Annotated in this window: 22 protein-coding genes and 1 riboswitch; of the genes, 5 read left to right on the top strand and 17 right to left on the bottom strand. The window is 71.3% G+C overall.

Annotated elements, in window-relative coordinates:
* Positions 1-85: 85 nt before the first annotated feature.
* The 9 genes from ABT254_RS10960 to ABT254_RS10920 all read right to left on the bottom strand — a co-directional run bounded on the left by ABT254_RS10960 (position 86) and on the right by ABT254_RS10920 (position 7,401).
* Positions 86-1,171: a hemolysin family protein gene (locus ABT254_RS10960; RefSeq protein ID WP_351466751.1), complete on the bottom strand. Its 1,086-nt coding sequence runs from the start codon at positions 1,169-1,171 to the stop codon at positions 86-88.
* The gene (locus ABT254_RS10955) at positions 1,168-2,493 is read right to left on the bottom strand and encodes a hemolysin family protein (RefSeq protein ID WP_351466748.1); all 1,326 of its coding nucleotides are present in this window, start codon (positions 2,491-2,493) and stop codon (positions 1,168-1,170) included. The genes ABT254_RS10960 and ABT254_RS10955 overlap by 4 nt, the downstream gene beginning before the upstream one ends.
* Positions 2,494-2,670: 177 nt before the next feature.
* Entirely contained in the window at positions 2,671-3,114 is a 444-nt protein-coding gene (locus ABT254_RS10950; protein WP_099927410.1) for a PH domain-containing protein, read from the bottom strand.
* Positions 3,115-3,138: 24 nt separating this feature from the next.
* A complete protein-coding gene (gene hisG, locus ABT254_RS10945) occupies positions 3,139-3,987 on the bottom strand; it encodes an ATP phosphoribosyltransferase (RefSeq protein WP_351466745.1) in 849 nt (282 codons plus the stop codon).
* 64 nt (positions 3,988-4,051) lie between these two features.
* Complete coding sequence (locus ABT254_RS10940; RefSeq protein WP_006378313.1) at positions 4,052-4,324, bottom strand: phosphoribosyl-ATP diphosphatase; 273 nt, start codon at positions 4,322-4,324, stop codon at positions 4,052-4,054.
* A gap of 34 nt (positions 4,325-4,358) precedes the next feature.
* Entirely contained in the window at positions 4,359-4,844 is a 486-nt protein-coding gene (gene ribH, locus ABT254_RS10935) for a 6,7-dimethyl-8-ribityllumazine synthase (protein ID WP_030946752.1), read from the bottom strand.
* 30 nt (positions 4,845-4,874) lie between these two features.
* The gene (locus ABT254_RS10930) at positions 4,875-6,161 is read right to left on the bottom strand and encodes a bifunctional 3,4-dihydroxy-2-butanone-4-phosphate synthase/GTP cyclohydrolase II (protein ID WP_351466742.1); all 1,287 of its coding nucleotides are present in this window, start codon (positions 6,159-6,161) and stop codon (positions 4,875-4,877) included.
* Positions 6,158-6,799, bottom strand: coding sequence for a nicotinamide riboside transporter PnuC (gene pnuC, locus ABT254_RS10925; RefSeq protein ID WP_351466740.1), 642 nt, complete (start codon positions 6,797-6,799; stop codon positions 6,158-6,160). Before pnuC ends, ABT254_RS10930 begins: the two co-directional genes overlap by 4 nt.
* Positions 6,796-7,401, bottom strand: a complete 606-nt coding sequence (locus tag ABT254_RS10920; RefSeq protein WP_351466737.1) for a riboflavin synthase — start codon at positions 7,399-7,401, stop codon at positions 6,796-6,798. The genes pnuC and ABT254_RS10920 overlap by 4 nt, the downstream gene beginning before the upstream one ends.
* 152 nt (positions 7,402-7,553) lie before the next feature.
* Positions 7,554-7,684: riboswitch (FMN riboswitch) on the bottom strand.
* Positions 7,685-7,915: 231 nt separating this feature from the next.
* Between ABT254_RS10920 and ABT254_RS10915 the strand changes: the two genes are divergently transcribed.
* Together ABT254_RS10915 and ABT254_RS10910 are read left to right on the top strand one after the other, a co-directional pair.
* A complete protein-coding gene (locus ABT254_RS10915; protein ID WP_351466734.1) occupies positions 7,916-8,806 on the top strand; it encodes an RNA polymerase sigma-70 factor in 891 nt (296 codons plus the stop codon).
* A 90-nt stretch (positions 8,807-8,896) separates the two neighbouring features.
* Complete coding sequence (locus ABT254_RS10910; RefSeq protein ID WP_351466731.1) at positions 8,897-9,637, top strand: SDR family oxidoreductase; 741 nt, start codon at positions 8,897-8,899, stop codon at positions 9,635-9,637.
* Positions 9,638-9,859: 222 nt separating this feature from the next.
* Here the strand turns inward: ABT254_RS10910 and ABT254_RS10905 are convergent, their stop codons facing one another.
* Entirely contained in the window at positions 9,860-11,161 is a 1,302-nt protein-coding gene (locus tag ABT254_RS10905) for an ROK family transcriptional regulator (protein WP_351466729.1), read from the bottom strand.
* A gap of 145 nt (positions 11,162-11,306) precedes the next feature.
* Here ABT254_RS10905 and ABT254_RS10900 point away from each other — a divergent pair, with 145 nt between their 5' ends.
* A complete protein-coding gene (locus tag ABT254_RS10900) occupies positions 11,307-12,518 on the top strand; it encodes an MFS transporter (RefSeq protein WP_351466726.1) in 1,212 nt (403 codons plus the stop codon).
* Here the strand turns inward: ABT254_RS10900 and ABT254_RS10895 are convergent.
* The 3 genes from ABT254_RS10895 to ABT254_RS10885 form a co-directional block, all read right to left on the bottom strand.
* Positions 12,478-12,936: an acyl-CoA thioesterase gene (locus ABT254_RS10895; protein ID WP_351466723.1), complete on the bottom strand. Its 459-nt coding sequence runs from the start codon at positions 12,934-12,936 to the stop codon at positions 12,478-12,480. The genes ABT254_RS10900 and ABT254_RS10895 overlap by 41 nt on opposite strands.
* 99 nt (positions 12,937-13,035) lie before the next feature.
* Positions 13,036-14,295, bottom strand: a complete 1,260-nt coding sequence (locus ABT254_RS10890; RefSeq protein WP_351466720.1) for an alginate lyase family protein — start codon at positions 14,293-14,295, stop codon at positions 13,036-13,038.
* A gap of 168 nt (positions 14,296-14,463) precedes the next feature.
* Positions 14,464-15,579 carry a glycoside hydrolase family 6 protein gene (locus tag ABT254_RS10885; RefSeq protein WP_351466906.1) on the bottom strand — a complete coding sequence of 372 codons (1,116 nt, stop codon included), beginning with the start codon at positions 15,577-15,579 and terminating at the stop codon, positions 14,464-14,466.
* A gap of 162 nt (positions 15,580-15,741) precedes the next feature.
* Here ABT254_RS10885 and ABT254_RS10880 point away from each other — a divergent pair, with 162 nt between their 5' ends.
* On the top strand, positions 15,742-16,428 hold the full coding sequence (locus tag ABT254_RS10880; protein WP_351466717.1) for a DUF5995 family protein: 687 nt from the start codon (positions 15,742-15,744) through the stop codon (positions 16,426-16,428).
* 34 nt (positions 16,429-16,462) lie between these two features.
* Positions 16,463-17,392, top strand: coding sequence for an LLM class F420-dependent oxidoreductase (locus ABT254_RS10875; protein ID WP_351466714.1), 930 nt, complete (start codon positions 16,463-16,465; stop codon positions 17,390-17,392).
* Here ABT254_RS10875 and ABT254_RS10870 read toward each other — a convergent pair.
* The 4 genes from ABT254_RS10870 to ABT254_RS10855 all read right to left on the bottom strand — a co-directional run bounded on the left by ABT254_RS10870 (position 17,389) and on the right by ABT254_RS10855 (position 22,482).
* Entirely contained in the window at positions 17,389-19,089 is a 1,701-nt protein-coding gene (locus tag ABT254_RS10870) for a flavin monoamine oxidase family protein (protein WP_351466711.1), read from the bottom strand. The genes ABT254_RS10875 and ABT254_RS10870 overlap by 4 nt on opposite strands.
* Before the next feature lie 55 nt (positions 19,090-19,144).
* On the bottom strand, positions 19,145-19,933 hold the full coding sequence (locus tag ABT254_RS10865) for a carbon-nitrogen hydrolase family protein (RefSeq protein ID WP_351466708.1): 789 nt from the start codon (positions 19,931-19,933) through the stop codon (positions 19,145-19,147).
* Positions 19,934-20,170: 237 nt separating this feature from the next.
* A complete protein-coding gene (locus tag ABT254_RS10860) occupies positions 20,171-20,548 on the bottom strand; it encodes a DUF742 domain-containing protein (RefSeq protein WP_351466705.1) in 378 nt (125 codons plus the stop codon).
* Positions 20,545-22,482 carry a sensor histidine kinase gene (locus ABT254_RS10855; RefSeq protein ID WP_351466702.1) on the bottom strand — a complete coding sequence of 646 codons (1,938 nt, stop codon included), beginning with the start codon at positions 22,480-22,482 and terminating at the stop codon, positions 20,545-20,547. Before ABT254_RS10855 ends, ABT254_RS10860 begins: the two co-directional genes overlap by 4 nt.
* Positions 22,483-22,525: the final 43 nt, after the last annotated feature.

Raw genomic sequence — 22,525 nt, 5'->3', positions numbered from 1 at the left:
GGTGCGTCGTGGCTTGCCGCGCCCACGCGGCGGAGCCGCAAAGTGACACAGCCCCGCGCCCCTTTCGGGGCGCGGGGACCCGGCGCTAACCTGCCAGGGCCTGTTCCGGCTCGCCGCTCGCCCGTGGCTCCGTCACCCGTACCTCCGGCACGTCCCGGTGGGCCGGGTCCGTGACCTCGCCGACCAGGAGTTCCAGTACGTCCTCCAGGGCCACCAGGCCAAGGACCTTGCCGGAGGCGTCGGCCACCTGGGCCAGATGGGTGGCGGCGCGGCGCATCACCGTCAGGGCGTCGTCCAGGGGGAGTTCGGAGCGCAGTGTCGTCATCGGACGCCACAGCTGCTGCGGCACCGCCCGCTCCGAGTCCTCCAGGTCCAGTACGTCCTTCACATGCAGATAGCCCATGAAGGCGCCGTTCTCCGCGGCGATGGGGAAGCGGGAGTACCCGGTGCGCGCGGTGAGTTCGACGATGCGGCCCGGGGTGACCGACGGAGGAACCGTCACCAGGGACTCACGCCGCAGCAGCACATCCGTCACCGGGCGGGAGCCCAGTTCCAGGGCGTCCTCGAGGCGTTCCTGCTCCTCGGGGTCGAGCAGGCCCGCCTGGCCGGAGTCCTCCACCAGGCGGTTGAGCTGCTCGCTGGTGAAGACGGCCTCGACCTCGTCCTTGGGCTCGACCCGGAAGAGCCGCAGGATCGCCTGGGCGACGGCGCCGAGGGCGACGGTGATCGGCTTGCACAGGCGGGCGAAGGCGACCAGGCCCGGGGCGAGCCACAGTGCGGCCTTCTCCGGGGCCGCCATCGCGAGGTTCTTCGGGACCATCTCGCCGATGACGAGGTGGAAGAAGACCACGGCGGCGAGCGCGATGACGTAACCCAGCGGGTGGATCATCCCGTCCGGGAGGTGGATCCATTCGAAGACCGGTTCCAGCAGGTGCGCGACGGTCGGTTCGGCGACCGCGCCCAGGGTCAGCGAGCAGACGGTGATGCCGAACTGGGCCGCGGCCATCATCTGCGGCAGCCGCTCCAGGCCGTAGAGGACCTGGCGGGCGCGGGCCGTGCCGAGCGGTTCGATCTGGCTGCGGCGTACGGACACGAGGGCGAACTCGGCGCCGACGAAGAAACCGTTGGCGAGCACGAGCAGGCCGGCGAACAGGAGTTGGAGCACGCTCATCGGGCGACCTCCACGACCAGGCCGGTCCGCACCAGCCGGACCCGCTCGGCGCGGTAGTGGCCGACGCGGCGCACGGTGAGCCGCCAGCCGGGCAGTTCGGCCTTGTCGCCGACGGCCGGGATGCGGCCGAGGCGATCGGCCACCAGTCCGGCGACGGTCTCGTACGGCCCCTCGGGCACGTCGAGTCCTATGCGCTGCAGGATGTCGACGCGGCAGCTGCCGTCGGCGTCCCAGGCGGGCCTGCCGTCCTCCGGCGGGGCGGCGGCGAGCTCGGGCACGTCCTGCCCGTCGTGCTCGTCGCGGACCTCGCCGACGATCTCCTCGACGATGTCCTCCAGCGTCACGACGCCCGCCGTGCCGCCGTACTCGTCGACGACGACGGCGATGGGCTGCTCGCTGCGCAGCTGGGCGAGGAGCGGCTGAACCGGCAGGGTCTCGGGGACGAGCAGCGCGGGACGGGCGATGCGGCCGACGGGGGTGCGCAGACGCTCGTGCGCCGGGACCGCCAGGGCGTCCTTCAGATGGACCATGCCGACGATTTCGTCGATCCGCTCCTTGTAGACGGGAAAGCGGGACAGGCCGGTGGCGCGGGTCAGGTTCACCACGTCCTCGGCGGTCGCCGTCGACTGCAGCGCGCTCACCTTCACCCGCGGGGTCATGACGTGCTGCGCGGTCAGCTCGGCGAGCGACAGCGTCCGTACGAAGAGGTCTGCCGTGTCCTGTTCCAGGGCGCCGGCCTGCGCGGAGTGCCGGGCCAGGGACACCAGTTCGCCGGGGGTACGGGCGGAGGCCAGCTCCTCGGCGGGCTCGACGCCCAGGGCACGGACGAGCCGGTTGGCCACCGCGTTCAGGGCGGCGATGACCGGGCGGAACAGCCGGGCGAACCGGTGCTGCGGGCCGGCGACGAAGCGCGCGACCTGCATCGGCTTGGACACCGCCCAGTTCTTGGGCACCAGCTCGCCGATCACCATCTGCACGGCGGAGGCCAGCAGCATGCCGACGACCACCGCGACACCGGAGACGGCGCCTTCGGGGATGCCGATCGCGGTGAACGGGCCGTGCAGCAGCTCGGCGAGTGCGGGCTCGGCGAGCATGCCGACGACGAGGGAGGTGATGGTGATGCCGAGCTGGGTGCCGGAGAGCTGGAAGGACAGCTCCCTGAGCGACTCGGCGACCCTTCGGGCCCGTTTGTCGCCTTCGGCGGCGGCCTTCTCGGCGTCCGTCGACTCGACCGTGACCAGGCCGAACTCGGCGGCCACGAAGAAGCCGTTGGCCAGGATCAGCAGGAGGGCCGCTCCGAGGAGCAGCAGGGGGGTGGTCATGATGCCGCCGCCTCGATATGTCGTGAGGGGGCGGCGCAGGTACTACAGGACGATCCGTCCATCGCTGGAGGGAGTCACTCCTCGGGTAGCAGGGGGCCTCTGAAGCCCGGCGGGAACTTCAGCGGCGGAGGCGCGACGAAAACGCCTCCGCCAACAGATTAATCAAGACAGGGGCCGTTACGGCAGATCCCTTGTCGAGCGGGCCTCGGCGAGTGCACGCAGGGTGCGCGCATCGGCGATGGCGCGCTCCTTGGCGATGCCCGGCTGGATGCCGAGCGCGGGCAGACTCGTACCGTCGCTGAGGTTGAGGAATACCCAGGGATCACCGGGGCGCAGGTTCACATGGAGGATCTCGGCCCACTCCAGGTGCCGCCTGCTGGCGATGTTGACGACCGTGACGCCTGTCTCGTCGGCGACGACCTTCACCCGGGCGAGCAGCGCGAGGACACCGAAGAGGATCGCTCCGGTGAAGACGAAGCTGAGCTTCTCGCCGGGGCTGAGCTGCTCGAGGAGCAGCGCGACGGTCGTGATCACCGCGAAGATCACCGCACCGGACGTGAGCAGGACGGCGCGGGTGCGGCCCGGCCGGAAAGTGACGGGAAGAGCGGGCAGGTCGGACATCTCTGTGTGCCTTTTCTCGTGCTCTCAGAGACGGCAGGCGTGGATGGCCGTGGTCAGGATGGCCCGGGCGCCGATGGCGTACAGGTCGTCCATGATCCGCTGGGCGTCCTTGGCGGGCACCATGGCGCGGACGGCGACCCAGCCCTCGTTGTGCAGCGGCGAGACGGTCGGCCCTTCCAGGCCGGGGGTGATGGCGACCGCTTCTTCCAGGTGCTCGGCGCGGCAGTCGTAGTCCATCATCACGTACGTCCGCGCCACCAGGACGCCCTGCAGACGGCGCAGGAACTGCTGGACCTTGGGCTCCTCGCCGTTCTCGCCGGTGCGGCGGATGACGACGGCCTCGGACTTCATGATCGGCTCGCCGATGACCTCCAGACCCGCGTTGCGCAGGCTGGTGCCGGTCTCGACGACGTCCGCGATGACCTCGGCGACGCCCAGCTCGATGGCGGTCTCGACGGCCCCGTCGAGGTGCACGACGGAGGCGTCGACGCCGTTGTCGGCGAGGTGCTTGGCGACGATGCCCTCGTAGGAGGTGGCGACCGTCATGCCGTTCAGGTCCTCGACGCCCTTCGCCGTGCCCGGCTTGGTGGCGTAGCGGAAGGTGGAGCGGGCGAACCCGAGCGGGAGGATCTCCTCGGCGTTGGCACCGGAGTCGACCAGCAGGTCGCGGCCGGTGATGCCGATGTCGAGGCGGCCGGAGGAGACGTAGATCGCGATGTCGCGCGGGCGCAGGTAGAAGAACTCGACCTCGTTGGACGGGTCGACGATCCTGAGCTCCTTGGACTCCCGGCGCTGCTGGTAGCCGGCCTCATGCAGCATCTCCGCCGCAGGGCCTGACAGGGAACCCTTGTTGGGGACGGCGATGCGCAGCATGAGGTCGGCTTCCTTTGTTCGTGCGTACGGAGATGTGTGCGGGGTCTCTTGCGGCTGTGACGGCTCAGAGGTGGGCGTAGACGTCGTCCAGGGAGATGCCGCGGGCGACCATCATCACCTGGACGTGGTACAGCAGCTGCGAGATCTCCTCGGCGGCCGCTTCCTTGCCCTCGTACTCGGCGGCCATCCAGACCTCGGCGGCCTCTTCGACGACCTTCTTGCCGATGGCATGGACGCCCTTGCCTACCAGCTCGGCGGTACGGGAAGTGGCGGGGTCGCCGGTGGCGGCCTTGTGCTGGAGCTCGGTGAAGAGCTCCTCGAACGTCTTATTGGACATGGTGACGCTCAGCCTATGCCAAACCCCGCATACCTCAGTGCCACGGTTCAGATACTGAGCGGAGGGTCGCCGCGGTCGCCACCGCCGCGGTCACCGCCTCGTGCCCCTTGTCCTCGTTGGAGCCCTCGATGCCGGCCCGGTCCAGGGCCTGCTCCTCGGTGTCGCAGGTGAGGACGCCGAAGCCGACGGGGACGCCGGTCTCGACGGAGACCTGGGTGAGGCCCTGGGTCACGCCCTGGCACACGTACTCGAAGTGCGGGGTGCCGCCGCGGATGACGACACCCAGGGCGACGATCGCGTCGTAGCCACGGCCCGCGAGAACCTTGGCGACCACCGGGAGCTCCCAGCTGCCGGGGACCCGGAGCAGGGTCGGCTCGTCGATGCCGAGGTCGTGCAGGGCGCGCAGGGCGCCGTCCACCAGGCCGTCCATCACCTTTTCGTGCCACTGTGCCGCGATGACGGCGACCCGCAGGTCACCCACATTGCGTACGGAAAGCTCCGGTGCGCCCTTGCCGCTCACGTTCTCGTGTCTCCTCGGTGTGCTCTGGTCTTACTGGTTGCTGCAGGTGGACACGGGGGTGTCCAGCCAGGGCAGGTCGTGTCCCATCCGGTCCCGCTTGGTGCGCAGGTAGCGGAGGTTGTGCTCGCCCGCCTGTACGGGCATCGGCTCGCGGCCGGTGACCTTGAGGCCGTGGCGGACGAGCGCGTCGGTCTTGTCGGGGTTGTTGGTCATCAGGCGAACGCTCGTGACCCCGAGGTCCTCCAGGATCTGCGCGCCCGCGCCGTAGTCCCGGGCGTCGGCCGGCAGGCCGAGCTCCAGGTTGGCGTCGAGGGTGTCGCGACCGCGCTCCTGGAGCTCGTACGCCCGCAGCTTGGACAGCAGGCCGATGCCGCGTCCCTCGTGGCCGCGCAGATAGACGACCACTCCCCTGCCCTCTGCCTGGATGCGCTCAAGGGAGGCGTCCAGCTGGGGGCCGCAGTCGCAGCGCAGGGAGGAGAAGATGTCGCCGGTCAGGCACTCGGAGTGCACACGGACCAGGACGTCCTCGCCGTCGCCGATCTCGCCGTGGACGAGGGCGACGTGCTCGACGCCGTCGACGGTGGAGCGGTAGCCGTAGGCCGTGAACTCGCCGTGGGCCGTGGGCAGTTGGGTCTCGGCCTCGCGGCGGACGGTGGGCTCGGAGCTGCGGCGGTAGGCGATCAGGTCCTCGATGGAGATGATCGTCAGGCCGTGCTTGCGTGCGAAGGGGATCAGCTCGGGCAGCCGCAGCATGCGGCCGTCCTCGCCGGCGATCTCGACGATCGCGCCGGCCGGGCGCAGTCCCGCGAGGCGGGCGAGGTCCACGGCGGCCTCGGTGTGGCCGTTGCGTACGAGCACACCGCCGGACCTGGCGCGCAGCGGGAAGATGTGACCGGGGCGGACGAAGTCGTCGGCGTGGGTCTCTCCGCTCGCCAGCAGCTGGAGGGTGGTGGCGCGGTCGGAGGCGGAGATGCCGGTGGTCACGCCGTGCGCGGCGGAGGCGTCCACGGAGACCGTGAACGCGGTCTTCATCGACTCGGTGTTGTCCTCGACCATCTGCGGGAGCTTCAGCCGCTCCAGCTCGTCGGCCTCCATGGGCGCGCAGATCAGGCCGCGGCACTCGCTCATCATGAAGGCGACGATCTCGGGGGTGGCCTTCTCGGCGGCGATGACGAGGTCGCCCTCGTTCTCGCGGTCCTCGTCGTCGACGACCACGACCGGACGGCCGGCCGCGATGTCGGCGATGGCCTGCTCGACCGGGTCGAGCGACCAGTCCTCGATGCCGTCGGTGCTGTACAGGATCGGTGCCGTGGTCATGCCGGCGCTCCTTCCAGGACGGGCTGCGACGCCCTGCGGGAGCGCAGCCACCAGTCGCGCATGCCCCACAGGACGAGTGCGCCGTAGATGACGTAGACGAAGCCGGAGAAGGCGTAGCCGTTGGCGAAGTTGAGGGGGACGCCGACCAGGTCGACCAGGAGCCAGGCGATCCAGAACTCGGTCATGCCGCGGGCCTGGGCGTACATGGCGACGATGGTGCCGACGAAGATGTAGGCGTCCGGCCAGGGGTCCCAGGAAAGGGACGGGTAGGCCTTGAAGAGCAGGGCGACGGCGACCGTGCCGACCGCCGCGGCGGCGATCATCGCGCCGCGCTCGCGCCAGGTGGCGAAGCGCGGGGCTATGTGACCGTCCTCCGCCTGCCCCTTGTTGCGGTTCCACTGCCACCAGCCGTACAGCGCCACGACCATGACGACGACCTGCTTGCCTGCGCTGCCGGCGAGATGGCCGTAGAAGGCGATGAACAGGACCAGGCCGGAGAGGAACTGGACCGGCCAGGTCAGCAGGGACCGGCGCCAGCCGAGGGCCAGGGTGATCAGGCCGAGGATGTTGCCGATCATGTCCGACCAGATGATGCGCTGGCCGAGGAGGGTGAAGGCCTGCGAGTTCAGCCAGTTCACCGGTCCGCCCCCTGACCGGCCCCGAGCAGGCGCTCGACGTACTTGGCGACGACGTCCACCTCGAGGTTGACCGGGTCGCCGGGCTGCTTGATGCCGAGCGTGGTCAGGGCGAGGGTGGTGGGGATGAGGCTGACCGTGAAGTAGTCCGGGCCGGCGTCGACCACGGTGAGGCTGATGCCGTCGACCGTGATGGAGCCCTTCTCCACGACGTAGCGGGTCAGCTCCGCGGGGAGGGAGATCTTGATGATCTCCCAGTGCTCGGAGGGCTTGCGCTCCAGCACCTGGCCCGTGCCGTCGACATGGCCCTGGACGATGTGGCCGCCGAGGCGGGCGCCCACGGCCATGGGGCGTTCCAGGTTGACGCGGGAGCCGACGCCGAGGGCGCCGAGGCTGGAGCGGTCGAGGGTCTCCGCCATGACGTCGGCGGTGAACTCGTCGCCCTCGTGCTCGACGACGGTGAGACAGACGCCGTTCACGGCGATGGAGTCGCCGTGCTTTGCGCCATCGGTGACGACGGGGCCGCGCAGCCGGAAGCGGGAGGCGTCGCCGAGGTTTTCGACGGCCGTGACCTCGCCCAGCTCTTCGACGATTCCGGTGAACACTTCCCGGGTCCTCCTGCCTCTTCGGGCACGGACTCCGGGGCCTGTCGATGACGACAGAATGAACGAGCGAGGACACCGGGTGCGGCGCCGGACGGGACCCGCCCCGAGGACGAGCCCAGATACGGCGGCGCGCATACGTGGATGCCCGCCCGCCGCGCACTGCCTCCCATCCGGACTTTAACCGTCGGTCCAGGAATTTCACCTGGTCAACCGGCCGCTGGAAGCGGTCGGGTCGCGGACTGTAACCGCCGGTTCGGACTTTCACCGACCCCGGAGTGCGCTGCTTCTGGTACAGGGCCAGTGTGCCACGCCTGATCGAGGTCCATACGGGCGAACGGTGTGGGTTGGCTCACAGGCGCTGTCGATGGACTTCTCAACCCGGCCCACCTGGTGGACCCTTTGGTCTAGTCCTTTTCGGATCTTCGCAGACCGGTCCGGCGGTGGTGACGACGGCCCTTGCCCACCGCCGGGCCTCTCAACTCCCCCGCGCACGGGCTCTGGCAGGGTGGTGCGCATGAGCAGCGCGACCGCCGACGAGTTCGAGACGCACCGCCCACGGCTGTTCGGCCTCGCCTACCGCATGCTGGGCTCGGCCGACGAGGCCGAGGACGCGGTACAGGACGCCTATCTGCGCTTCAGCGGGGCCGACCGCACGGGCATCGAGTACCCGGCGGCCTGGCTGGCCAAGGTCGTCACCAACCTCTGTCTCACCCGTCTGACCTCGGCCCGCGCCCGGCGCGAGCACTACGCCGGAACCTGGCTGCCCGAGCCCGTGATCACCTCGGACGGCACGCTCGGCCCCCTGGAGTCGGCCGAGCAGCGCGATGCCGTGTCGATGGCGATGCTGATCCTGCTGGAGCGGCTCAGTCCGACCGAGCGCGCGGTGTACGTGCTGCGGGAGGCGTTCGGGTACGGCCACCGCGAGATCGCCGGTGTACTGGACCTGAGCGAGGCCAACTGCCGTCAGCTGTACCGCCGGGCGGTGCAGCGGGTGGGCGAGGAGCGGCCCCGTTTCGAGCCGGCGCCCGAGCGGCAGGAGGAACTGGTCAGGTCGTTCCTCACGGCGGCCCGGGACGGTGATCTGGCCGGGCTGGAGAAGCTGCTGACCGCGGACGTGGTCTGGTCGAGCGACGGCGGCGGCAAGGTCAGCGCGGCCCGGCGGCCGGTCGTGGGGCTGGACAAGGTGGCGCGGCTCTCGGTGGGCGGCGCCGAGCGGTTCGCAGCCGGGCTGGACTTCACGGCGGCCGAGGTCAACGGCGAGACGGGGCTGGCCGCGTGGGCGGGCGACACGCTGGTCGGCATGGTGGCGTTCGAGGTGCGGGACGGCCGGATCTCGCATGTGCGGGTGGTGGTGAACCCGGACAAGCTGGGCTTCGCGCGCCGGCAGCTCACGCGGGCGGCGTAGTGGCATGTCACATTCCACGCGGCTGCCCGGTCTCAGCTGACACAGGGCGCTCCACCCCGGGGCGCCCGGCGTCCGAAGGGGCTGAACAGCATGACCACGATCCTGGTGACCGGCGGCACCGGAAGCCTCGGCCGGCTCGTCACCGAGCGGCTGCGTGCGGAAGGGCACGAGGTGCGGGTGCTCAGTCGTCACAGCCGGCCGTACGCCGTCGATCTGCGCGAGGGCGGTCCCGGACTGGATGCGGCGGTCGCGGGCGTGGACACGATCGTGCACTGTGCGACGACGCAGACCGGCGGTGACGAGAAGGCGGCCGGGAACCTGGTCGCGGCGGCGCGGCGGGCCGGGGTGGGGCACCTGCTCTACATCTCGATCGTCGGCGTGGACCGGGTGCCGTATCCGTACTACCGGACCAAGTTCGCCGTCGAGAAGCTGATCGAGGAGTCGGGGCTCGGCTGGACCGTGCTGCGTGCGACCCAGTTCCACGACCTGCTCGTGATGGTCTTCAAGGCACTGGCGAAGCTGCCGGTCATGGTGCTGCCAGGGCATGTGAGCGACCAGCCGGTCGAGGTGGCGGAGGTCGCGGAACGGCTGGCCGAACTGGCCGCCGGTGCTCCCGCCGGACGGGTCGAGGACATGGGCGGGCCGGAGATCCGGACGTTCGAGTCGCTGGCGCGGGCGTATCTGAAGGCGACCGGGCGGCGGCGGGCGGTGGTGAACGTGCCGCTGTGGGGCAGGGCGTACCGGGCGTTCCGCAGTGGTGGACACCTCGCACCGGAACACGCCGTCGGCAAGGGCACGTTCGAGGAGTACCTCGCCGACCACCACGGATGAGCCGACGCGACCGGAGCCGCGGGGGCCTGGGTCTCGCTGCGCCCGCCCAGCGACGACCATCTGCTGCGGGACTTCGCGGGGACGAACCTCGCGCTCGCGGCGTGGTGAGCAGCGCTCCGCGGAGTACGGCGCAGCACTGCCGTGACCGGCGGCAGAGACCTCCACCTTCGCGGCACCCGAGCCCATCGCCCATCACCCAGGAGACACGCAGCACCACGCGGACTACCGGCCGGGCGGCGCGAACAACTCGTCCTGGGCACGCTCCCGCGCGGTGAGCAGGGCTCCGCGGAGTACGGCACTGCCGCCGAGGGCACTCGCGCGGACCTCGGTGGGCAGCGGGGACATACGGCGGACCCGTTCGGCCACGCGGGCGGCGAGTTCGTCGCCGCCGGCCTGGCCGACCTCACCGCCCAGGACGAGGCAACCGGGGTCGAGGACCGCCACCACGGAGGCGACCCCTACGGCAAGCCGATCGGCGAGGGCGTCGAGGAAACGGCCGGCGGAGGGGACATCGGGGCCGCGGACGCCGTCACGCGTCGGCGCTGCGCCCCTGGTGTCACCGGTCTCCCCGGCGCGCTCGCCGCCTCCGGCCGACGCGGGCCCGACCGCCCCCTCGGCCTCCGAAAGCAACCCCACCGCCGCCCGCACCACCCCCGCGGCAACCGGCTCATGTCCCGGGTCCTGCGCCGTCAGGCCGTGTTCGCGCGCCAGGGACACGATCGCCGCCGAGCCAGCCAGGGAGTGGAAGCCCCCCTCGCAGTCCGTCGCCGAAGGCAGGGCGGTGGTGCCCGGGACGGGCAGGAAGCCGATCTCCCCCGTGCCGCCGGAGGCGCCGCGGCGCAGGGTGCCGTCCAGGACCACGGCCGCGCCGGTGCCGTGTCCGAGCCACAGCAGGACGAAGGTGTCGCGGTCCCGGGCCGCGCCGTCGCGCTGCTCGGCGAGTGCCGCGAGGTTGGTCTCGTTCTCGACGCTGACACGGGCCTCGGGAAGGCGCTCCTGAAGGGCGGCGACCAGACGGCGGTGCCACTCGGGCAGGCCCGAGGAGTCGCGGAGTTCTCCGGTGGACGGGTCGATCAGGCCGGGGGCTCCGATCCCGACGGTGTGGAGCCGGTCGGCGCCGGCCTCCTTCGCCACCCGCTCGACCAGCGCGACCGCCTGTTCCACCGCCGGGCCCGTTCCCGTGTCGCCGCCGATCGGCAGGGACGCCTCGGCGAGCACCCGGCCGAGCAGGTCGGAGACGACCACGGCCACGCCCTCGGTACGGACGTCCAGGGCGGCGAGATGCGCGCGGTCGGCGACGATCCCGTACAGCTTCGCGTTCGGTCCGCGCCGCTGCTCCCCCGCCTCCCCGACCACGGTGATCAGGCCGGACGCGGTGAGGCGCTCCACCAGGTCGGCGACCGACGGCCGGGACAGACCGGTCAGCTGCTTCAACTGGCCTGCCGTCAACGGGCCCTCCTGTTGCAGCAGACGCAGGGCGAGCCGGTCGTTGATGGCCCGGGCGGTGCTGGGGGATGCGGGCATGCCGGGATCCTTCCAGATCGGCGGGGCCGGTCGGACGAGGCAAGCGAGCGCCCGGGGCGGCCGTAAATCCCCTATCTATCAGGCAGGGTTCCTGATAGTTTACGCGACGCCGAGGGGAACCGTGCGGGAGAGGGTGGGGCCGACAATGGGCGACGTGGTCTACGACCTGCGCGAGGTGAGGCGGAGCCGGTACGCCGTGGCCGCCGTGTTCACCGTGCACGGGGCTGTCACCGGTTCGTTCGCGACCCGCGTGCCGTGGGTCCAGGACCATGCCTCGCTGAGTGCGGGCCAGCTCGGCTTCGCCCTCGCCTTCACCGCGTTCGGCGCGTCCTGCTCCATGCCGCTGGCCGGGCGGATCACTCACCGCTTCGGCAGCCGTACGGCGCTGCGCGGCCTGATCGCGCTGTGGACGCTGTCCCTCGTCCTGCCGTCGCTCGCGCCGAACATGCTCACGCTGTGTCTGGCGATGTTCACCTACGGGGCGAGCGCGGGCATGGCCGACGTCGCGATGAACGCGCTCGGTGTCGAGGTGGAGCGGCTGCTCGACAGGTCGATCATGTCGAGCCTGCACGGCATGTGGAGCGCGGGTGCGCTGATCGGCTCGGCGGCGGGCACTCTCGCCGCACACCTCGGTTCGGACGCGCGCCTGCACTTCGCGCTGGCGGCGGCCACCCTCACCCTGCTCGGCGTGCTGGCCTGCCGCTGGGTGCTCGACGTACAGGCCACCGAGGACGAGGAGCCGCCGCCGAGGTTCGCGCTGCCGCCGAAGTCCGCGCTGCTGATCGGCACCGTCGGTTTCTGCGCGGTGTTCGCCGAGGGCGCCAGTCTGGACTGGTCGGCGGTCTATCTGCGCGACCAGCTCGACACCTCGGCGGGCCTCGCCGCCGCGTGCACGACCGGTTTCATGCTCACCATGGCGGTGGCCCGGCTCGTGGGTGACGTGGTGGTCGACCGCTTCGGCGCGGTCCGCACCGTGCGGGCGGGCGGCGCACTGGCGGTCCTGGGCGGGCTGCTGATCGTCGTCGCGGGCCATCCGGCCGTGGCGATGGGCGGTTTCGCGCTGCTCGGCCTCGGCATCGCGGTGGTCGTGCCGCTGTGCTTCGCGGCGGCGGGTCGCAGCGGCCCGAACCCGAGTCAGGCCATCGCGGGCGTCGCAACCATCACGTACACCTCGGGCCTGGTCGCACCCAGCCTCATCGGCGGGGTGGCGCAGGCGACGAGCCTGGTGGTGTCGTTCGTGCTGGTGACCGTTCTGGCCTGCGGTCTTGCGGCCTTCGCGGGCGTCCTGCGCACCGGCGACCGCAGCCGCTCGGAGGTCAGCCGTCCGAGCGCAGCAGTTCCCGACCCGCGGCCCTGAACCGCTCGCTCCACGGCGCGGGGCGCATCGTCTCGGGGTCGAGCCGGACCAGCACCCGGATGCCGTGCGCGTAGGTCACCGAGCCGTCCGCGGAGCAGAACCGGAAGCCGTAGGTCAGTCCGGTGGTGCCGAGCCGTTCCAGCCAGAGGTGGACGGCGTAGGGGCCCGGCCGGGTGACCGGGGCCTCGTAGCTGATCCGGAGTTCCTTGACCGCGTTGCATGCGTCCCCCGCCGCGGCCCAGTCGCCCTCGAAGCTGAACCCGTACTCCTGGAACAGCTCGGCCCAGGCCCGCTCGACCATCAGCGGGTAGCGGGCGTTGTGGAGCAGGCCGAGAGCGTCCAGGTCGTCGAAGTGGACGGTGACGGGGATCAGCCGGCCGTGCGAGAGGACGGGGGCGATCGTGGCTTCGGCGGTCACGGGTGGGGCTCCTGAGCAAGGGGACGAAGCGGTGGGGACGCTCCATCCTAAGCGGATGCTCAGGAGCCCCGGCCGGAAGGGCCGCCGGGAAGACCCTGGTCAGCCCGCTATCGAGTCCAGCTGCTCGGCCGCCGGGCGCAGCGCCCAGAGGTCACCGCCGGGCGGTGCGTCCAGCTTCGGGACGGCCTGCTGCGCGGCTTTGTCGCCCGCGTCCGCCGCCGCGTGTACGACGTCGCTCGCCGCGTAGCGGTGGAACTCCAGCTCCGGGTGCGGCCATGCGGTGGAGCCGGTGGCGGCGGGCAGGAGGTAGTCGACGGCCTTGAACAGGCCCTGCCCGTCCGGGCCCTGATGGGCCCACAGGTTCACGCCGACGTCCCGGCCGATCGCCGCGAGCCGCGTGTACGCGACCAGGTCGAAGGTCGAGTAGTGCCAGCTCCGCGTCCGGGCGAGCTCCTGCGGCTGGCTGCCGTCGGCCGCGATCTGCGCGTCAATGCGTTTGGTGCGCGCGTCGACGACGGTTCGCCGGGCCAGCGCCCGGTCGCCGGTCGCGTAGGCGAGGGCGGCGAGCTGCATGTCGTAGAAGGTGCCGTGGTTGTTGGCCGCCGCACGCTCCTCCTTGCCGAAGGCGCTGTTCTTCAGCCAGCCGAGGAAGTCGGCGTTCCACTGCGCCATCCCCGTCCGGTCGGCCTTCGTCCAGCCGGGGGCGCCCGTGCCGAGGATCGCGAGGGCGTCGACGACGCTGGTGTACGACTGCGAGAAGTCGATGATGCCGATGGCCCGGCCGTCGTACTTGCACGGGATGAACTGGGCGTGGGCGAGGTGGGGGTTCATGCGCGTGGACGGGTCGAGGAACCAGGTGCGCAGGACCTGGGCCGCCTTCTCGGCGTATGCGCGCCTGCCGGTGTAGTACCAGGCCAGGGACAGGTCGTACGTCGAGTCGAAGACCTTCTCGACGTCCTGCCGGTCGGTGCCGGAGTCGACCTCGGGGTTGCGCTGTCCGTCCCTCTGAACGTACGGGCAGCCCCACGGGTTGTCGGCCGTCGGGGCCCGGGTGGGCCACCAGTAGGGGGCCTGGCTCAGATAGTCGTGGCGGTCGCCGCCGGGTGCCGGTCTGGGTTTGTCGACGACCGTCCACGGGCCCTGGGTCAGCCAGTTGTCGGCACGAGCCGTCAACTCCCCCAAGGCCCGGTGCAGTTGGGGATCTCCTTGATCCAGGAGGAGTTTCGTCCGCTGCAGCCGGGCGCCGTCGAGGACGGCGGTGTCGGGAGCCCTGGGTGCCGCGTGGGCGGAGGGGACGAGGACGGATGCGAGGGTCACCACCGCGGCCAGCAGGACGGCGGCACGGGATCTTCCACTCATCGAGCACTCCGATCCATCGAACGAAGGGTCAGGAATGTGAACGCAGTTCATGAGAAGGACCGTGCGAGCGTAGAGGCGCCAGGTGGCCGTGACAATGGTCCGGACCGTCTTCATGCGCAGGGAAAGAGAGACCCCACCGTGGATCTCGGCGTGCGAGGGCACGTCCTGCTACGACGAGGCCAAGTCGTAGGCGTACGACGGGCTGAACGCGCCCGGGGCCCCGTTGCAGCCGTCCGACTCCCCCGGCAGCTTCACCCACAGATAGGCGTCGATGCGCGCCTCGCCGGTGCTGAGCGTCGGCGTCCGGCCGATCCTGCGGCCCGCCGGGTCGCACCACTCGCCGTCGGCCGGGGCGCCGTTGCCGTTGCGGCTGGTGTCGATGACGGCGCCAAGACCCGCGGGGCCGCCGAGGGCGGCGAGGACCTGACGGTCGTAGGCGATCTCGTCGGGTGTCGTGTGGAAGTTGGAGACGTTGCTGAAGATCCCGTCGGAGGACACGGCCGAGGCGGCGCCCGCCTGCTTCAGCAGCGCCGCCTGTTGCGCGGCCGGGTGCCAGCCGGAGTGCCCGGCGTCGTAGTAGACCCGGGCCTTCGGGTCCGCGGCCTTCAGGACGCGGCCGGCGCGGGCCAGTGAGGCGAAGCGGTCGGCGCGGGCGCGGTCGGAGAGGCAGTCGGACTGGGCTATGGAGTCGGGCTCCAGGACGACGACGACCTCGCCGGAGCCGAGCCCCGCCGCGAAGCTGTCGATCCAGGCGTCGTACGCGGCGAGGTCGGGCGCCCCGCCCCTGGAGGCGCCCCCGCAGTCGCGGCCGGGTATCGCGTACGGCACGACGACGGGCACCCGGCCCTGCGCCGCGGCGTCCGAGGTGACCGCGCGGACGCGGGAGGCGATGGTCGCCGGTGTGTAGTCGGCGAACCACACGGCGGCCGGCTGGTCGGCGATACGGGACTCGATGACCGGTGTGCGCGGGTCGTCCGGATGGGCGCGGACCCAGTCGAGCACCTTCGAGTCGGAGTGGCGGTAGAGGCGGGCGGACACCGTGGCGGGCTGCCGCTTCTGCTCCGTCCTGGTGGGCGACGGACTGGCCTTCGGGGACGAACTCGGCTTCGGGGGCGCGGACTTGGTGGCCGTGGCCGACGCGGAGGGCACCACCGGCACCTGCTGGAGCCGCGGCGAACTGGTCACCTCCGGCTTCGCCTGCCGCGTGCCGCGTCCGTCGTCGAGCGCCGACATCATGCCGGTCGCGGTGCCGACGGCGACCACCACGGAGGCCACCGCGACCATGGCGCCGCGCCGGTGGGCCCGTCTGCGTTCGGCCCTGCGTGCGGCCAGCCGCTGCGCGCGTAAGCCTGACACGGTGCTGCTCCCCCCACTCCGTTCCCCCGTTCTGGGGAAGCGCCGGGCCCGCCGACACCTCCGTCAGCCTAGGACTGGGACCCTTCCCCCATGGCGCAATTGGAACAGTTCACCACTTCTGTAGACGCAGTCGTCTCCCGGATGCGCGCCCTCGACGCGGCCCTGCCCGAACGGGACGGTGTCGCGGTCTTCAACCGCGTCTACCTCGCCGTCACGGAGGCCGTCGACCGGAGCATCGACGCCCATCGGTTCGCGGACGCGCGGGCGGCGACCACGCTGGACGTACGGTTCGCCGAGCGCTATCTCGCCGCCGTCGACGCGGTCACCGCCGAGCGGCACCCGCCGGCCTGCTGGCGGCCGCTGTTCCAGCTCCGCCGCCATCCGGGAGTACGACCGCTGCAGTTCGCGCTGGCGGGCATCAATGCGCACATCGGCCACGATCTGGCGCTCGCCGTCGTGGACAGTTGCCGTACGTTGGACTGCGAACCGGCCGAGCTGGAGGACGAGTTCGACCGCGTGGGCGACCTCCTCGTCTCGCTGGAGGAGCGCATCCGCGAAGAGCTGATGCCGGGCCCGGACCTGCTCCAGATCGCCGACCCGCTCACCCATCTGCTCGGCGCATGGAGTCTCGAGCGCGCCCGGGACGCCACCTGGACCGCGGCGCGGGCGCTGTGGGCGCTGCGCGGACTGCCCGAGGTCGCCGCGGAGTTCACCGAGCGCCTCGACGCGGCGGTGGGCTTCGCGGGACGCATGCTGCTGACGCCACTCCCGAGTTAGGTTGAGTGTTGAACTGACGCAAAGGAGCGGACGTATGGCCATTCGGCTGGGACTGAGCCTTCCTCAGGCGCGGCAGTACGACATCGGACGCGATGTGCCCGACGTGGCACGCACCGCCGAACAGATCGGCTACCAGAGCCTGTGGGTCTATGAGCGTGCCCTCTTCCCCGAACCCGCGACCCAGGGTCTGTACGGCGTCGAGGGCCTGCCGTGGCCCGACGTGTACCGGGGCGTGCCGGACCCGCTGGTGACGCTGACCCTGGCGGCCGCGGCGACCGAGCAGGCCCGGCTCGGCACGAGCATCCTGGTGGCCCCGCTGCACAACCCCTTCCAGCTGGCCAAGTCGCTCGCCACGCTGGATGCGGCGAGCGGCGGCCGGGTGCTGGCGGGCCTCGGCACCGGCTGGTCGCTCGACGAGTACGCGGCCGCGGGCGTGGCGCCCTTCGAGGAGCGGGGCCGGGTCCTGGACGAGATCATCGACGTCTGCCGGGCGGTGTGGGGCCCGGACCCGGTGAAGTACGAGGGCCGGATCACCAAGATCGCCTCGGCCGTGGTCGGCCCCAAGCCCGCCCGTCCCATCCCGATCCTGCTGCCCACCAACAGCAGGAAGGCGATGACCCGGCTCGTCGACCGCGCCGACGGCTGGATGCCGATCGCCATGGGGGCCGGGCAACTGGCCGCGCAGTGGCGTCAGTTGCAGGACCTGGCGGCCGAGCGCGGCCGCACCGCGCCGATCGAGACGGTGGTCCGGGTGAACGCCCGGTACACGCCCAAGGCGTACGACGGGGACGACCGCTCCCCGTTCCAGGGCAGCGTCGCCCAGCTCGTCGAGGATCTCGCCGCCCATGCCGAAAGCGGCCTCGACGAGTTCTTCTTCGAGCTCCAGGGCGGCGCGCGGGACGCCCAGGAGCTGAAGGACGTGGCCGCCGAGCTCTACGAGTCCGTGCGCGCCGCCGGTCTCTAGTCCTCCGGCAGCTCGACCGGCGCGATCTCGTCGTACACGTCGCCCGGCCCCGGGTTGGCCGCGTCGGTCTCGCCGCCGAAGTGGTGCATGACGCCCCAGACCGCGTTCAGCGCGGTCTGGATCGCGCCCTCGGCCCAGCCGGCCGTCCAGGAGATGTCGTCACCCGCGAGGAAGATGCCCCGCTTGTCCTCGGGCAGCCGGTCCTGCATGAAGTGCGTGAACAGGCGCCGCTGGTAGCGGTAGTGGCCGGGCAGGTTGGCCTTGAACGCGCCCATGAAGTAGGGCTCGTTCTCCCAGGAGACGGTCACCGGGCTGCCGATGATGTGCTTCCTGATGTCGACCTTCGGGTAGATCTCGCCGAGCGACTTCAGCATGACCTCCATCCGCTCGTTCGCGGACAGCGGCAGCCACTTCAGGCTGTCGTCGCACCAGGTGTAGGAGAGGCAGATGACGGCGGGCTTGTCCGGGCCGTCGTCCAGCAGGTAGGTGCCGCGGGTCATGCGGTCGGTGAGCGTCATCGACATGACGTCCCGGCCTGTCTCCTCGTCCTTGTCGAGCCAGAAGGGCCGGTCGACCGGGACGAAGAGCTTCGAGCTCTCCATGTAGTGGGTGCGCTCGATCGCCGTCCAGTGGTCGATCGGGAAGAGCGAGTCGTCGCAGGCGATCTTCGACAGCAGCATCCAGGACTGGGCGGTGAAGATCGCCGCCCGGTAGGTGCGGATGTCGCCGTTCGCGTCGGTCACGGTGATCCGGTTGCCCGCCGTGCGGTGCAGCCGGGTCACGGCCGGGCGGGGCTCGCCGTCCACGTGCAGGGACTTCAGGGACGTCCCGTAGGGCCAGTGGACGATCTTCTCGGGCTCGCGCTCCCAGAGCCGCAGCGGGAGCTGCTGGCTGCCGCCGACGATGCCGCGGTGGTGGTCGTCGGCCTCCGTGTAGACGACCCGCAGGATCTCCAGGATGGAGTTGGGGAAGTCGGTGTCCCAGCCGCCCGTACCGAAGCCGACCTGTCCGAAGATCTCGCGGTGGCGGAAGGACTTGAAGGCCTCGGAGTCGCAGAGGAAGCCGTAGAAGGTCTGGTTGTCCAGCTTCTCGACCAGCTTCGCCCAGATCTCGCGGATGCGCGGCACGTCACGCTCGCGCAGGGCACGGTTCATGTCGGAGAAGTCGGCGCCCTCTTCGAGGCACCTGTTCCAGGCCTCGGCGACATCGCGGTAGACCTGCGGCAGGTCCTCGACCGTCTCGGCGTAGTGCGACTCCCCCTTGAGGTCGACGACGGTCGAAGGGGTCGCCTCCGCAAGGGGGTTGGGGAAGGGCCGGGTCTCCAGTCCCACCAGGTCGATGTAGTGCTGAAGCGCGGTCGAGGACGGCGGGAAGCGCATCGCGCCCATCTCGGCGGTGAGGGACGGGTCGCAGCCCTCGAACCCCACGGTCCTCAGACGCCCGCCGATCCGGTCGGCCTCGTACACGACCGGCTTGAGGCCCATCTTCATCAGCTCGTAGGCGGCCACGATGCCGGACAGTCCGCCGCCGATGACCGCGACCTCGGCGCCGTGCTCGGTCGCCGGTATCTGGCCGAGACCCGCGGGATGGGCGAGGAAGTCGTCGTACGCGTAAGGGAAGTCCGGGCCGAACATGGTGATCGGCGGCAGCTGCTGCTCGTCTGCGTGCTCGACGGCGTTGGGCACGGTGGACGTCATGGGGTACGGACTCCTTGCACGGAAAGACAGAAAGTTCGGGTACGGGGTGAGGGGTTCAGACGAGGGACCCGTAGAGGCCGGGGCGGCGGTCCTTCAGATATGGGTTCGCCTCGCGGGAGGCGGCGAGGAAGGCGGGGTCGGCGTCCGCGAACACCAGCTCCTCGCCGCGTCCGGCGCGGGCACGGGCGACCCCGTCGGGACCGGCCAGCGCGGAGAGCCCGACGAAGTCGAACTCCCCTTCCTGACCGACCCGGTTGACGTACGCGACGTACAGCTGGTTCTCCCAGGCCCGGACCGGGATCATCGACTCGGCGACGAACTGGAACGGGTGCATCTGGGCCGTCGGGACGACGAGGAGGTCGGTGCCGGCCAGGGCGTGGGCGCGGACGTTCTCCGGGAACTCGACGTCGTAGCAGATCATGAGGCCGACGGTGAGCCCGCCGAGCTCGGCCTGGACGACCGGCTGCCCGCCCGGCGTGAAGTGGTCGCGCTCGAAGCAGCCGAAGAGGTGGGTCTTGCGGTAGTTCGCGAGGCGGATGCCCTCGGCGGAGATCATCTGCGCGGAGTTGAAGACGGTCTCGCCGTCCCGCTCCGGATACCCGTACGCGATCGCGAGCCCGTGCCGCCCGGCGATGTCGGCGATCGCGTCGGCGGAGTCGCCGTCGGCGGGCTCGGCGAGCCGGCCGATGTCGTCGCCGATCGCGTACCCGGTCAGGAACATCTCCGGCGCGGCCAGCAGCAGGGCACCCGCGGCAGCGGCCCGCCCGGCAGCCGCGTCGAGCACCTTGAGGTTCTCGGCAACGGACCCGGGACGACCGGAGCTCTGGAGCAGGGCGGTACGCATGCGTGTTCCTCAGCGGTACGGAGGGGTTCTGGGGCCATTTAGACGGTACGGTCGCGGGGCTGGGCCCAGCAAGAAGGAGCCGTTGCGCGCCGGTAAGCAGTTCGTTGCGTACGAGGCCGGTCAGACGGCGATTCGTTGCGTGCCCCGAGCGGGCGCGGGGCTGTGACATCAGCGGCTCCGCCGCGGGGCGCGATCAGCCACGACGCACCCGCGGACAACCGACGATCCCGCCCCGCGCTAAAGCTCCCGCAACCGCTCGATGATCTCCCGCAGCAACGCAGGATCACCCGCGGGCCCGCCCGCAGGCACGCGCCGCGGCGCATCGACCCGCACAAGCCCGGCCTCGGCCAGATCACCCAACAGCACCCGCACCACCGTCAGCGGCAGATCCGCGTCCGCGGCAAGCTCGACGACGGGCCGGGGCCCGTGGCGCACGAGCGCGAGCAGGGCGGCACCGACATGGTCGACACCCGGCCGCAGCTCGCTGTGCACGGCGCTGACCTGCGACATCAGATCGATCGGGTGTCGTTCGGACGGCCGGGTCCGCCCCCGCGTGACGGTGTACGGCCGAACCATCGCCCCCGTCTCGTCCTCGTACCAGTGCTCGTCGCTCACGGCACTGACGCCCGCGCCGCCACATCCTCTTCCGCCAGCACCCCCTCCGGCAGGGTCACCATCGCCGTCGTCCCGCCGTACGGCGACGGGCCGAACGCCACCTCGATCCCGTGCCGGGCGGCGAGGCGCCCCACGACGTACAGCCCGAGCCGGTCGTGCCGGGTCGGATCGAAACCGGCGGGATTCCTGATCGTCCGTTCCGCCTCCGCCAGCTGCCCGGCGTCGAACCCGAGCCCCCGGTCGTCGATCTGCAGGACGAAGCCGCCGTCGGCCCGTGCGGTGCGCATGGTCACACGGGTGTCCGGCGGCGAGAACACCGTGGCGTTCTCGACGAGCTCGGCGATCAGATGAACGACGTCGGCGACGGCGTCCGCAGCGACGCCCACCGGGGCCATCGGCGGCACCTCGACCCGGGCGTACGCCTCGATCTCGCCGACCGCTGAGGCGACGACGTCGGCGACGGGCACGGGGCGCCGCCATCTGCGGCCGGGCGCCGAGCCGGACAGGACGATCAGGTTCTCGGCGTGGCGCCGCATCCGGGTGGTGAGATGGTCGATGCGGAAGAGCTGTTCCAGCACGTCAGGGTCGTCCGTGCGCCGCTCCAGGGTGTCGACCAGCTTCAGCTGCCGGTGCACGAGCGATTGGTTGCGGCGGGCGATGTTGAGCAGCACCGCGGAGAGCCCGCGGCGCAGGTTCGCCTGCTGCACGGCCGCCTCGACCGCGGCGAGACGCGCGGAGTTGAAGGACCGACCCACGTCGCCGATCTCGTCGGCGCCCGCCTCCCCGTCCGCGAGCGGCGGCGCCTCGGTGACCGCGTCCACGTCCTCGCCGGCACTCAACCTGGCCATGACGTCGGGCAGTTGGCTGGTGGCCAGCAGATCGGCGGCATCCCGCAGCGATTCGAGCCGCCGCGAGATCCGCCGCGCACCCCGCACCGCGAACCACAACGACAGCCCTACGGCGGCCAGCCCGACCACCCCGACCACGGCGGCCCTGGCCAGCTCGCGGTGGGCGAACTCCCGCCCGCGTCCGGCGGAGTTCATGGCGGACCGGGTGCACAGCCGCATGTACTGCTTGACCGCCCGGTCGGTGGTGGAACGCCAGGAGTCGGCCGCGACGGCGTCCCCGGCGCCGGCCGCTCCGGCCCGCAACAGCGCGTCCTCACTCGTCACCAGCTTTCGGTGCAGCTGCCCGTGCTGGAACCCCTCGAACAGCGCCCGCGAGTCGCCCGGCAGGTCGGGAACATACGTCCGCTCGAAGACCCGTCGGTCCTCGACGGTCGCCGTGAGCGTGTCGTACTGCCGGTCGGTCAGGGTCCCGGCGGCCCGCGCTCCGGCGACCAGGGCGTCCTCCCGCGAGACGAACTCCCGTACCCGGACCAGCTCGACGACGACCTGGGCCTCCCGCGCGAGCTGCCCGGCCTGCAGGGCGGTGAGCGTCGACTCGACGTCGAAGCCGGGTTCCACCAGCGCGCTGTACTCGCTCACCGCCAGGTCCCAGGAGATGTCCCGGGACAGCACCCGCTCCCGCAGCCCCTCCAGCCGGCCGGCGGTCGTGACCATGGCGTCCAGCGCCTGACGCTGCCGGTCGGAGAGCTCGTCGCGGTCCCCGGAGCGGATCGCCTCGCGCATGGCGTCCACCGCCCGGTCCGTACGGCGCTGCTGTTCCAGCAGGCCGGCGACGGGCGGCGTACGGCTGTCCGTGCCCAAGTACGCGGCGGACAGCCGCCGTTCGATCTGGATCTGCCCGATCGCCGTGTCGACGGGGGTGCCGAACTCCTCGTAGACCCCCTGCACCCGGACGAGCGCGCGCAGCTCGCCGGTGACGGAGACCATGGCGAAGCTCCACAGCACCAGCAGCGCCAGCACGGGAGCGAACGCGAGCGCGACGATTCGGGCCCGTACCGTGCTGGGACGGCCGATGAGCCGGCGCATGCTCCCTCCCCCGGAGTTACTCGCCAGTGCTACCCGTCGGTAA

It is taken from the genome of Streptomyces sp. NPDC001137 (assembly GCF_040298885.1).
Taxonomy (GTDB): Bacteria; Actinomycetota; Actinomycetes; order Streptomycetales; family Streptomycetaceae; genus Streptomyces.
Note: the sequence above shows the minus strand (reverse complement) of the source record. Positions and strands in the feature narration are given on the sequence as shown.

Excerpts from the sequence above, each read along its gene's own strand:
- ABT254_RS10960 (WP_351466751.1), bottom strand. The coding sequence starts at position 1,171 with ATGAGCGTGCTCCAACTCCTGTTCGCCGGCCTGCTCGTGCTCGCCAAC.
- ABT254_RS10955 (WP_351466748.1), bottom strand. The coding sequence starts at position 2,493 with ATGACCACCCCCCTGCTGCTCCTCGGAGCGGCCCTCCTGCTGATCCTG.
- ABT254_RS10950 (WP_099927410.1), bottom strand. The coding sequence starts at position 3,114 with ATGTCCGACCTGCCCGCTCTTCCCGTCACTTTCCGGCCGGGCCGCACC.
- hisG (WP_351466745.1), bottom strand. The coding sequence starts at position 3,987 with ATGCTGCGCATCGCCGTCCCCAACAAGGGTTCCCTGTCAGGCCCTGCG.
- ABT254_RS10940 (WP_006378313.1), bottom strand. The coding sequence starts at position 4,324 with ATGTCCAATAAGACGTTCGAGGAGCTCTTCACCGAGCTCCAGCACAAG.
- ABT254_RS10930 (WP_351466742.1), bottom strand. The coding sequence starts at position 6,161 with ATGACCACGGCACCGATCCTGTACAGCACCGACGGCATCGAGGACTGG.
- ABT254_RS10915 (WP_351466734.1), top strand. The coding sequence starts at position 7,916 with ATGAGCAGCGCGACCGCCGACGAGTTCGAGACGCACCGCCCACGGCTG.
- ABT254_RS10910 (WP_351466731.1), top strand. The coding sequence starts at position 8,897 with ATGACCACGATCCTGGTGACCGGCGGCACCGGAAGCCTCGGCCGGCTC.
- ABT254_RS10905 (WP_351466729.1), bottom strand. The coding sequence starts at position 11,161 with ATGCCCGCATCCCCCAGCACCGCCCGGGCCATCAACGACCGGCTCGCC.
- ABT254_RS10900 (WP_351466726.1), top strand. The coding sequence starts at position 11,307 with ATGGGCGACGTGGTCTACGACCTGCGCGAGGTGAGGCGGAGCCGGTAC.
- ABT254_RS10890 (WP_351466720.1), bottom strand. The coding sequence starts at position 14,295 with ATGAGTGGAAGATCCCGTGCCGCCGTCCTGCTGGCCGCGGTGGTGACC.
- ABT254_RS10885 (WP_351466906.1), bottom strand. The coding sequence starts at position 15,579 with ATGGTCGCGGTGGCCTCCGTGGTGGTCGCCGTCGGCACCGCGACCGGC.
- ABT254_RS10880 (WP_351466717.1), top strand. The coding sequence starts at position 15,742 with ATGGCGCAATTGGAACAGTTCACCACTTCTGTAGACGCAGTCGTCTCC.
- ABT254_RS10875 (WP_351466714.1), top strand. The coding sequence starts at position 16,463 with ATGGCCATTCGGCTGGGACTGAGCCTTCCTCAGGCGCGGCAGTACGAC.
- ABT254_RS10870 (WP_351466711.1), bottom strand. The coding sequence starts at position 19,089 with ATGACGTCCACCGTGCCCAACGCCGTCGAGCACGCAGACGAGCAGCAG.
- ABT254_RS10865 (WP_351466708.1), bottom strand. The coding sequence starts at position 19,933 with ATGCGTACCGCCCTGCTCCAGAGCTCCGGTCGTCCCGGGTCCGTTGCC.
- ABT254_RS10855 (WP_351466702.1), bottom strand. The coding sequence starts at position 22,482 with ATGCGCCGGCTCATCGGCCGTCCCAGCACGGTACGGGCCCGAATCGTC.